Here is a 10,501-nt window from a genome sequence, read left to right on the forward strand (position 1 = left end):
TTGACGAGCGCAACCGGCGCGGGTTCTTGATCTCCGCGAGCGCTTCGAGTGTCGCGCGGCTCTGTGCCTGCGCCTTCAGTGCGAGCGACAGATGCGCCTGCATCTGGTTCAGGTACTCACAGTGCGTGGCCTTGCGTGCAAGCTGGCCGTGAAACTTTGCCCGATGATGGGCTAATTGACGGGCCAGAAAAAACAAAAACCCCGCAAGTCCTTGAACTTACGGGGTTTCTGCCGCCTTCTTTGGCGGAGACGGAGGGATTCGAACCCTCGATCCAGGTTTTGGCCCAGATGCTCCCTTAGCAGGGGAGTGCCTTCGACCTCTCGGCCACGACTCCCAAACTTTCTATCGCACAGGGAGTCAGTGCGACGAAGCCAAGATAATAGCGGGCGGGGCCGGCAAGGTCAATGTGCACCGAACATTTTTTGTGCCAACGTTGCGGTTGGCGACGCAATTCGTTCACATGGAAGCCATAAAACAAATGGGGGCTCTCAAGCGCCCCGTTGCTCCAGCAATTTACGCCTGATCCAGTTCGAAGGCCTTATGCAGCGCGCGCACCGCGAGCTCCATGTACTTCTCGTCGATCAGCACCGAAATCTTGATTTCCGACGTGGAGATCATCTGGATGTTGATGCCCTCTTCCGACAGCGTGCGGAACATCCTGCTCGCGATGCCGACGTGCGAGCGCATGCCAACGCCGACCACCGACACCTTCGACACCTTCGGGTCGCCCAGCACCTGCTCTGCCTGCACATGCGCCTTCACGGGACCGGCGAGAATTTCCATCGCGCGTGCGTAGTCGCCGCGGCCGACCGTGAACGTGAACGCCGTTTTACCTTCGACGCTCTGGTTCTGGATGATCATGTCGACGTCGATATTCGCGTCAGCCACCGGGCCGAGAATCTGGTATGCGATGCCCGGCTTGTCGGGCACACCCATTACAGCGATACGCGCCTCATCGCGCTGAAACGCGATGCCCGAGATGACAGCTTTTTCCATGGTCTCGTCTTCTTCAAAAGTAATCAGCGTGCCCGACTTCATTTCTTCATCGAGCGACATCAGCGGATCGGTCAGACTCGACAGCACGCGTGTCTTCACCTGATATTTGCCGGCGAATTCCACCGAGCGAATCTGCAGCACCTTCGAACCCAGGCTGGCCATTTCCAGCATTTCTTCGAACGTCACGCGATCGAGCCGGCGCGCTTCCTCGACGACGCGCGGGTCGGTCGTGTACACACCGTCGACGTCGGTATAGATCAGGCACTCGTCGGCCTTCAATGCGGCCGCGACCGCGACCGCCGACGTATCCGAACCGCCGCGGCCGAGCGTCGTGATGTTGCCGTCCGGGTCGATGCCCTGGAAGCCGGTGATCACGACCACCTTGCCCGCGTCGAGGTCGCGCGTGACGCGCTCGCCATCGATGTCGCTGATGCGCGCTTTCGTGAACGCGCTATCGGTTTTGACCGGCACCTGCCAGCCTGCGTAGCTGACCGCGTCGACGCCGGCTTCCTGCAGTGCGATCGCAAGCAGACCCGAGCTGACCTGCTCGCCGGTGGCGGCGATCATGTCGAGTTCGCGGGGACTGGGCTGGGCCGTGATTTCTTTCGCGAGGCCAAGCAGGCGATTGGTTTCGCCGGACATCGCCGACGGCACGACGACCATCTTGTGGCCAGCCTTGTGCCATTTCGCGACGCGCCTGGCGACGTTCTTGATGCGCTCGACGGAGCCCATCGAGGTGCCGCCGTATTTATGTACGATGAGTGCCATTGTCGTTCTGAACTGAGAGAGAAACCGCGCTGGCGCGCTGGAGACGTCCGCACGCAAAGCACAGGGGCGCAACGTCTCGTGAACGGCGGCAAAGTGTGTGGCGGCGAAGTGCAGCGCGCGTGCAGCAGACGCGGATTTGCCCGGAAACAGGATCGCTAGTGGCTGATCGGAAACAACGGCAACGACGGATCACGCTCGCAAACCGGCAATAACGAAGATAGCGACAAGAGCGACGGCGAAATCGGGTCGGGCAAACGAGCTAAAGTACCTGATCAGGCGTAAAAAGACAAGACGCGACGAACGATCCAACGCGTTAATTCCGGCTGCAAACGGCGGTTTTTCCCCGATTTGTGCCCTATTTGGCGCACCCGCTTTCGTGAGCCCGCGTGCGCGCACCCTTCTTCGCGGGTCGTCCGACCGGTCACTTAGGCGATCTGCAAATCCTCGCGCCAGATGATCTTCACCCGCGCTTCGCCAGCCGGCGACGACAGCTCGTGCAACACCGCTCGATTCACGCCGATAAACGGTACGAACAGCAGTTTGTCGCCGACATACAGCAGTGGCACGTCGCGTTTCCAAGCGGGGATGCCGCGCTCCTGGAAGAGGTTCTTCAGCGTGCGGCTCGGCGCGCCCGCCGCGCCCGTGCGCATGCGTTCGCCGCCGCGGCGGGCGCGCGCGCTGAGCGATGCGCGTCGCAGAACATTCAGCGAAACCGTATCGGTGGCTTCGATCTCCGACGCGTTGCCAGGCGAAACGCTCGCGGCCTGCGCAGTCGGATCAACGATCGCGAACACGAACGTGCCGCGCCACTGCGGCAAATGCCAAACCTCCTGGCGCTGCCATACGAGTTCGCCGATCTCGCGTTCGACGAGCGCGCTCTCGTCGGCCGGTTCGCTGCTATCGCCCGCCTCCCAATACACAACGCCTCGATAGCTGCGCAGCGCCTGACCCGAATGATCGATGCGCAGACGATGCCCGTCCTGCCCCGCGCCGGCTTCCCGCAACTGCCGCAGCGCATCGGCAAGCCGTGCGCTCGACGCCGCGACGAAGCCCAGTGTGCGCATCCAGTAGCGCAGCAGATTCAGCGCGCGATCGTCATCGAGAGCGAGTAGCGCATCTCGTTCGAGCGCGCGCCCTTCGTCGCGCGATGCGGCTTCCATATCGATGCGTGCAAGCGCGTCGAGCAGACGCTGTGCCGCCGCCGCATGCGCGGCCGTGCGCGACAGCGCGTCGCGAAATCCGGGAAAGTGCACAGCCAACTGCGGCGTCACCTGATGACGCAGCGCATTGCGCGCGTAACGCGTGTCCGCGTTCGATTCGTCGTCGATCCAGCGCAGCTTGCGCGCGCTCGCGTAGTGATCGAGTTGCGCACGCAGCAGATGCAATAACGGCCGCACGCGCGTCGCCGATGCATGCGCCGGCAGAAACGCCGGCCCCATCGCCGCGAGACCCGCCAGACCCGCGCCACGGAGCAGTTGCAGCAGCACCGTCTCGGCCTGGTCGTCCGCATGCTGCGCGAGCCATAACGTGCGAATGCCGCGCACCGCGCACATGGCGTCGAGCGCGCGATAACGGGCATCGCGCGCGGCCGCCTCGACGCTCACGCCGCTCGCGCGCGACACCTGCACGCGCCGCGCGTCGAATTCGACTCCACACTCGCGGGCGACCGTCTCGCAATGCGCGAGCCACGCATCGGCATGTGGACTCAAGCCGTGATGGACATGCAGTGCGACCACCCGCGACGCGTCCGCGACCCGCACTGCCGCATCGAGCAGAACGCTCGAATCGACGCCGCCGCTGAACGCGACCGCGATGCGCGCGTTCGGAACGAGCGCTTCGAGCGCGGACAGCGCCGCACCGGTCGCCTCGATCACGAGGCGCTCGGTGGGGGTATCGGCGGTGGAGGTCACGTCGTTAGCGCGGGCAACGCTGCTAGGCGAAAAAGATAGACGAGGACAAACGCGCGCGGGCTTATGCGCCCGGCGTCGTTTCCTTGAATTTGCCGTACGCCATCAGCCGTTCGAAACGGCGTTCGCGCAGGTCGTTGGTGCTCATGCCCTGGAACTGACGCAGCGAATCGGCGAGCGCGCGGCGCAACAGCGCGGCCATGCCCTTCGGGTCGCGATGCGCGCCGCCGAGCGGCTCGTTGACGATCTTGTCGATCAGCCCAAGTGCCTTCAGGCGATGCGCGGTGAGACCCAGCGCTTCCGCCGCTTCCGGCGCTTTCGCCGCGCTCTTCCACAGGATCGACGCGCAACCCTCGGGCGAGATCACCGAATAGGTCGAGAATTGCAGCATCAGCACGGTGTCGGCGACCGCGATCGCGAGCGCGCCGCCCGAACCGCCCTCGCCGATGATCGTCGCGATCAGCGGCGTCTTCAGTTCGGCCATCACATACAGATTGCGGCCGATCGCTTCCGACTGGCCACGCTCTTCCGCGCCGATGCCGGGGTACGCACCCGGCGTGTCGACGAACGTGAAGATCGGCAAGCCGAATTTCTCGGCAACGCGCATCAGACGCTCGGCCTTGCGATAGCCTTCCGGCCGCGGCATGCCGAAGTTGCGCAGCGCACGTTCCTTGGTGTCGCGGCCTTTCTGATGACCAATCACCATGCAGGCCTGGCCATTGAAACGCGCGAGACCGCCGACGATCGACTGATCGTCCGCGAAGTTGCGGTCGCCGTGCAGTTCATGAAAATCGGTAAACAGCTCGCTCACGTAGTCGAACGTGTATGGACGCTGCGGATGACGGGCGATTTGCGAAACCTGCCACGGTGTCAGGTTCGCGTACAGATCTTTGGTGAGCTGCTGGCTTTTCTTCGACAGCCGCTCGATCTCTTCCGAAATATCGACGGCCGAATCGTCCTGCACGAAGCGCAATTCTTCGATCTTCGCTTCGAGTTCAGCGATCGGCTGTTCGAAATCCAGAAACGTGGTCTTCATTTGGTTTTAATCCTTGGACTTACCGGGCAGCGCGTATTCTAACCGGGCGCGCCGATATCAAAACCTTTTCTCGGCTATCGATACCATATACACGATAGCTTCTGAATCGGCCGAGTTTCCCGCTGTTCTTCAGCTGTCGACCGGCAACGGATCGAGACTACGCCACATGTACCAGGTGGCGACAGTGCGCCACGGTTCCCAGTTCGCCGCGACCTCGCGCGCTTCGCTGCGCGTGACCGGTTCGCCGCTGAAATAGTTGACGCTGATCGCGCGGATCAGACCGAGATCATCGAGCGGCAGCACGTCGGGACGCGACAGATTGAAGATCAGGAACATCTCCGCAGTCCAACGGCCAATGCCGCGAATCTGCGTGAGTTCTGCGATCACTTCCTCGTCGTCCATCGACGTCCATTTGCCGACATGCAGCGCACCCGACACGAAATGGCGCGCGAGATCGAGCACGTACTCGGCCTTCCGTTTGGACAGACCGCAGGCGTTCAGCTTCTCGAGACCGAGCTTGATGAACTGCTGCGGCACGAGCTTCGGACAGGCGGCTTCGACACGCGCCCACACCGCCTGCGCGGCGGCGACCGAGATCTGCTGCCCGACCACCGAACGCGCGAGCGTGACGAACGGATCGCCGCGGCTCAGCAGATGCACGGGGCCGAATTTCGGAATCAGCTTTTTGAGAATACGGTCGCGCTTGACGAGGTCCGCGCACGCCTTGTCCCAGTACGCGGGACGCGTGACTTCCGGCGCGAGGCCAGCGATCTGCACCGGCACCGCGACTTCGCTAGCGCTGGCTGCTTCGCGGGTTGCGCTAGGCGCGCCAGCCGATGCGGCCGGCACGCGAGTCTTGCGCACCACTTCGCCCGGGTTCGCGTCGCGCGCGAGTTCCTGCACGTCGCCGGCGACTTGGGCCGGCAATGCGCCATTGCCCTTCGCACGCGCGGCGCCGTTCTTCTTCGTGCGTTTCGCGGCCGGCGCATGCACGCCTTCGGCAGACGCGCCGCCCGAGCCATTGAGCAAACGTGTGGCCGGGTTCTTTTTCGTCGCACCGGTCACGGCACCGGCTTTCGCCGCCGCTGCGCCCGCTTTCGACGACGCTTTCTTGAGTGCGCCGCCCGCGCGAGTCGACGCACGCGTCGACTTAGCCGCGGTACGCGGCGCCGCGGCTGCCGCGCTGGTTTCAGACGCCGCGCGTTTAGCCGGCGTCTTCGTGGCCGTTGCCATCCTGCCTCCTGCCTGGCGAGTCGATCAGAGGGAAGTACGAGGTGCGCTCACACGCGCCGCCACTCGGTCAGCCCGCCGGGTTTATCTTCGAGGGCAACACCGGCATCGAGCAATTCGGCCCGGATCCGGTCTGCTGCCGCATAGTCCTTTGCCTGCTTCGCGGCGACGCGCGCTGCGATCTTCGCTTCGATCGCGGCGGGCTCGAGCCCGCCTGCGGCCGCGGCACCCGCTGCCTGCTGCAGGTATGCACGGGGGTCGCGTCCGAGCAACCCGAGCACCGCGCCAAGCGCGCGCAATTGCCGGGCCAGCGCGGGCTCGCGCGTGCGGTTCACTTCGGTGGCCAGTTCGAATAGCACCGACACGGCCACCGGCGTGTTGAAGTCGTCGTTCATCGCCGCCTGGAAACGCTGCGCATACGCTTCGCTCCAGTCTAGCGGAGCGTTGTCGGGCGAGACCTGCTTCAACGCTGTGTATAGACGCGTCAACGCGTTGCGCGCGTCGTCGATATGCACGTCACTGTAGTTCAGCGGCGAGCGGTAATGCGCACGCGCAATGAAGAACCGCACGACCTCTGCATCGTACTGCGCAAGCACTTCGCGAATCGTAAAAAAATTGTTCAACGACTTCGACATCTTCTCATTGTCGATCTGTACGTAGCCGTTGTGCATCCAGTAATTCACGAAGGTGCGACCGGTTGCGGCCTCGCTTTGCGCGATCTCGTTTTCGTGGTGCGGAAACTGCAGGTCCTGGCCGCCACCGTGAATATCGAACTGTTCGCCGAGCAGCGTGCAGCCCATCGCCGAGCACTCGATATGCCAGCCGGGACGACCGCGCCCGTACTTCGAATCCCAGCCGGTATCGGCGGGCTCGCCGGGCTTCGACTGCTTCCACAGCACGAAGTCGAGCGGGTCCTGCTTCGCGTCGTTGGCCGCAACGCGCTCGCCCGCGCGCAGATCTTCGAGCGACTTGCCCGACAGCTTGCCGTAGCCCGCGAATTTGCGTACCGCGTAGTTGACGTCGCCGTCGCTCGCCTGGTACGCGTAGCCGTTCTTCTCGAGCGTCTCGATCATGCCGAGCATCTGCGCAATGAAGCCGGTCGCGCGCGGTTCGAGGTCGGGACGCTCGATGCCGAGTGCGTCCGCGTCTTCATGCAGCGCAGTGATGAAGCGATCGGTCAGCGACTTGATGGTTTCCCCGTTCTCGACCGCGCGGCGAATGATCTTGTCGTCGATGTCGGTAATGTTGCGCACATAGGTTACCTGGTAGCCGAGCGTGCGCAGCCAGCGCTGCACGATATCGAACACCACCATTACCCGCGCATGACCGACGTGACAATAGTCGTACACCGTCATCCCGCAGACATACATCCGCACGACGCCTTCCCGAAGCGGCACGAAAGCTTGCTTGTCACGCGCGAGCGTGTTGTAGATACGCAGAGAATCCATAGAGAACGGTGCGTGGGCCGAAAGAAATCCGCATTGTGCTTCACGAGCGCCGCGACCCGCGAAACGAACAGAGCGGTGGGTGCGTTGCATAGAGCTGAAACCCGCGCACCTCGTGCGGCGATCACACTGCAGACGATACTGTGAACCAGGCGGAGACGGCCGCGAGTGGCGAAAAGACAGTCGGCGGTTCGACGGAACGCGCAGACCTTTTGTTAGAATGGCTCGGAGTATAACACCCGGACCTGAGCCTATGAAACACTCCAGCGGCCGCGCGCGCAGCGCTGCGGCCCTCGCCGCGACTGCGTTTCGCGGCATTGCAGGCAGCGTTGCTTTCGACGCGGCGCGCACCCTCGCGTGGCGCGTCGCCGTGGCTGCCGCGCTTGCCGTCGTGCCGGTCGCCGGCGCTTATGCACAGAAGGCCGCGGTGATGCCGCAAGGTCCCGCGGTGCGCGACAACACGCCGGAAATCGACGCGTCGATCGAGCAGCAAAACTGGCGGGCCGCGCTGACGCAGCTCGATGCACGCATCGCGTCGAATCCGCACGACGCGCAAGCCAGATTCAAACGCGGTACGGTGCTTGCGCATCTTGGCCGCGACGACGAAGCGATCACCGCCTTCACGGAACTCACGCAGCTCTACCCCGAACTGCCCGAACCGTACAACAATCTGGCATCGCTGTACGCGAAGCATGGTCGCCTGAGCGAAGCGCGCGCCGCGCTGGAAACCGCCACCCAGGTCAATCCGAACTACGGGCTCGCATACGAGAACCTCGGCGACCTTTATCTGCGCATGGCCGATGCCGCATATCGCCGCGCGCAAGGTCTCGGCAAGGCCAGCGCGACGACCTCGCAGCGTCTCGCGGACATCCAGAAAATCGTCTCGCCCGCGCCTGGCCGCACGCGCTCGCCAGCGCCGCCCGCCGCCACGCAACAGAACGACTCCACCGGCAGCGCCGCGTCAAACCTGACGCAGACGCCGAGCTTCCAGTTCGGTGGCACGAACGGTTCGCTCGCGATGCCGCCTTACATCGCGCCGTCGCGCTAAGACCTGCTTCACTGCTCCCAAGCCAGTTTTTTCCAACCCGAGGATCTTCATGAAATGGTTGATGTTGGCGCTCGGCAGCGCCGCCCTGATCGCAACCGCCCCTGCCTTTGCGCAGGCCGGCTCACAGGCCGCTCATCCGTCGGTGCTGCTGAAGACGTCGGAGGGCGACATCCGCGTCGAGCTGTATCCCGAGAAGGCGCCAAAGACTGTCGCCAATTTCCTCGACTACGTGAAGGCCGGCCAGTACAGCGGCACGATTTTTCATCGCGTGATTCCTGGCTTCATGATTCAGGGCGGCGGCTATACGCAGAGCTTCGCGGAGAAGCCGACACGCGCGCCGATTCCGCTTGAAAGCCGCAACGGTCTGAAGAACACCGCGGGTACGATCGCGATGGCGCGCACCAGCGACCCGAATTCGGCCACCGCGCAATTCTTCATCAACACGGTCGACAATGCGAATCTCGACTACCCGAATCCGGACGGCAACGGCTACGCGGTGTTCGGCAAAGTCACGAGCGGCATGGACGTCGTCAAGCGCATCGAGGCGAGTCCGACCACCACGCGCGGGCCGATGAGCGACGTGCCGCAAAAGCCGATCGTGATCCAGTCGGCGACCGTGGTCAGCAAGCAATAACGACACTCATGACCGCGCGCGCGAATGCACGTGGCCAACACGCTACGAGCGCATCGATGCGCGAGCGCGCAACCCACGCCCCGGCACGGTCTGCACTTTGTACATCACCGTGCGCCGCGCTTTTATCCACCCTGTTCATCGAAGGAATTCATCATGGTTGAACTGCATACGAACCACGGCATCATCAAACTCGAACTGGACGCCGAAAAGGCGCCGAAGTCGGTCGAGAACTTCCTCAACTACGTGAAGGCCGGCCACTACGACAACACGGTGTTTCACCGCGTGATCGACGGCTTCATGATCCAGGGCGGTGGCTTCGAACCGGGCATGAAGCAGAAGCCGACGGCCGAGCCGATCACGAACGAAGCGAACAACGGTCTGAAGAACGTGAGCGGCTCGGTCGCAATGGCACGCACGAACGACCCGCATTCAGCGACCGCGCAATTCTTCATCAACGTGAACGACAACGACTTCCTGAACCACTCGTCGCCGACGCCGCAGGGCTGGGGCTACGCGGTGTTCGGCAAGGTCGTCGAAGGCATGGATGTCCTCGAGAAGATCAAGAAGGTCAAGACCGGCTCGAAGGGCTTTCACCAGGACGTGCCGGTCGACGACGTGGTGATCGAAAAGGCCGTGGTCGTCGACTAAGCGATAGCGCACGCGTCGACCCGTTTTAACCGAAATCAGGCACCTTCAATGCTGCAAGAGACGCCGCTGCGAAGCGTCGCCGCGGGCGTGCCAGGAGAGGGCGAGCGCCCGCACGCCGCACGCCCGTTTTTCTGTCTCTCCGATCTGCACCTGAGCGACACGATTCCGCGCACGGTCGCCGCGTTCGAGCACTTCGTGCGCGTCACCGCCGAAGCGGCGGACTCGGTGTTTATCCTCGGCGATCTGTTCGAGTACTGGGTGGGCGACGACATGCTCGCGGAGCCGTTCGTCGCGCGCATTGCGGCATTGCTGCATACGCTGTCCGAGCGCGGCATCGCGCTCTACATCATGCACGGCAACCGCGATTTTCTGCTGAGCAAGCGTTTCATGAAAGCGGCCGGCGCGATCTGGCTGCCCGATCCGTTTGTGATCACCGCATTCGGCACGCGTATCGCGCTCGCGCATGGCGATGGCTTGTGCACCGCGGATCGCGGCTATCAATTGTTCCGGCATTTTGCGCGCAACCGTTTCGCGCAGATGCTGTTTCTCGCGTGGCCGTTACGCTGGCGCCAGAAACTCGCCGAGAACATGCGCGCGAAAAGCGACCAAGGCCGCTCGCGGCCGGTTTCGCCGAAGTACGACGTGACGGCGGCGGCCGTGGCCGCATTATTCAAGTCGTCGAAAACGGCGACCATCATTCATGGGCACACGCACCGGCCGGCGCGGCATCGCGAGCCGGGCGGCACGCGCTGGGTTCTGCCGGATTGGGATCTCGACCATGGCAAACG

Annotated in this window: 9 protein-coding genes, 1 tRNA gene and 1 pseudogene; 4 read left to right on the forward strand and 7 right to left on the reverse strand. The window is 63.4% G+C overall.

The annotated features are described in order from the left end of the window. The 7 genes and pseudogenes from VGH68_RS22910 to cysS all read right to left on the reverse strand — a co-directional run. Nucleotides 1-196 (reverse strand): annotated as a pseudogene (locus tag VGH68_RS22910) (hypothetical protein); the annotation flags it as partial. 45 nt (nucleotides 197-241) lie between these two features. Further along, a tRNA-Ser gene (locus VGH68_RS22915) sits at nucleotides 242-335 on the reverse strand. A gap of 179 nt (nucleotides 336-514) precedes the next feature. Then, on the reverse strand, nucleotides 515-1,765 hold the full coding sequence (locus VGH68_RS22920) for an aspartate kinase (RefSeq protein WP_331605997.1): 1,251 nt from the start codon (nucleotides 1,763-1,765) through the stop codon (nucleotides 515-517). Nucleotides 1,766-2,190: 425 nt separating this feature from the next. Further along, nucleotides 2,191-3,675, reverse strand: a complete 1,485-nt coding sequence (tilS, locus tag VGH68_RS22925) for a tRNA lysidine(34) synthetase TilS (protein ID WP_331605998.1) — start codon at nucleotides 3,673-3,675, stop codon at nucleotides 2,191-2,193. A gap of 61 nt (nucleotides 3,676-3,736) precedes the next feature. Then, complete coding sequence (locus VGH68_RS22930) at nucleotides 3,737-4,708, reverse strand: acetyl-CoA carboxylase carboxyltransferase subunit alpha (RefSeq protein ID WP_331605999.1); 972 nt, start codon at nucleotides 4,706-4,708, stop codon at nucleotides 3,737-3,739. Between the two features lie 129 nt (nucleotides 4,709-4,837). After that, on the reverse strand, nucleotides 4,838-5,941 hold the full coding sequence (locus VGH68_RS22935; protein WP_331606000.1) for a DNA-3-methyladenine glycosylase: 1,104 nt from the start codon (nucleotides 5,939-5,941) through the stop codon (nucleotides 4,838-4,840). Between the two features lie 47 nt (nucleotides 5,942-5,988). Next, entirely contained in the window at nucleotides 5,989-7,386 is a 1,398-nt protein-coding gene (gene cysS / locus VGH68_RS22940) for a cysteine--tRNA ligase (RefSeq protein ID WP_331606001.1), read from the reverse strand. Nucleotides 7,387-7,636: 250 nt separating this feature from the next. On the opposite strand from cysS, the gene VGH68_RS22945 reads away from it, so the two are divergent. The 4 genes from VGH68_RS22945 to VGH68_RS22960 form a co-directional block, all read left to right on the forward strand. Next, a complete protein-coding gene (locus VGH68_RS22945) occupies nucleotides 7,637-8,431 on the forward strand; it encodes a tetratricopeptide repeat protein (protein WP_331606002.1) in 795 nt (264 codons plus the stop codon). A 49-nt stretch (nucleotides 8,432-8,480) separates the two neighbouring features. Continuing rightward, nucleotides 8,481-9,065: a peptidylprolyl isomerase gene (locus tag VGH68_RS22950; protein ID WP_331606003.1), complete on the forward strand. Its 585-nt coding sequence runs from the start codon at nucleotides 8,481-8,483 to the stop codon at nucleotides 9,063-9,065. Between the two features lie 153 nt (nucleotides 9,066-9,218). Then, a complete protein-coding gene (locus VGH68_RS22955; protein WP_331606004.1) occupies nucleotides 9,219-9,713 on the forward strand; it encodes a peptidylprolyl isomerase in 495 nt (164 codons plus the stop codon). A 48-nt stretch (nucleotides 9,714-9,761) separates the two neighbouring features. Continuing rightward, nucleotides 9,762-10,501, forward strand: a 740-nt coding sequence (locus tag VGH68_RS22960) for a UDP-2,3-diacylglucosamine diphosphatase (protein ID WP_331606005.1), incomplete at its 3' end; no start/stop codon positions are given.

Origin of the sequence: Paraburkholderia sp., from assembly GCF_036488505.1 — a bacterium.
In the GTDB taxonomy this organism is placed as follows: Bacteria; Pseudomonadota; Gammaproteobacteria; order Burkholderiales; family Burkholderiaceae; genus Paraburkholderia.

Bases quoted from the DNA above. Each gene is read 5' to 3' on its own strand.
- VGH68_RS22950 (WP_331606003.1), top strand. From the start codon at position 8,481: ATGAAATGGTTGATGTTGGCGCTCGGCAGCGCCGCCCTGATCGCAACC.
- VGH68_RS22930 (WP_331605999.1), bottom strand. From the start codon at position 4,708: ATGAAGACCACGTTTCTGGATTTCGAACAGCCGATCGCTGAACTCGAA.
- VGH68_RS22945 (WP_331606002.1), top strand. From the start codon at position 7,637: ATGAAACACTCCAGCGGCCGCGCGCGCAGCGCTGCGGCCCTCGCCGCG.
- VGH68_RS22955 (WP_331606004.1), top strand. From the start codon at position 9,219: ATGGTTGAACTGCATACGAACCACGGCATCATCAAACTCGAACTGGAC.
- VGH68_RS22920 (WP_331605997.1), bottom strand. From the start codon at position 1,765: ATGGCACTCATCGTACATAAATACGGCGGCACCTCGATGGGCTCCGTC.
- VGH68_RS22935 (WP_331606000.1), bottom strand. From the start codon at position 5,941: ATGGCAACGGCCACGAAGACGCCGGCTAAACGCGCGGCGTCTGAAACC.
- cysS (WP_331606001.1), bottom strand. From the start codon at position 7,386: ATGGATTCTCTGCGTATCTACAACACGCTCGCGCGTGACAAGCAAGCT.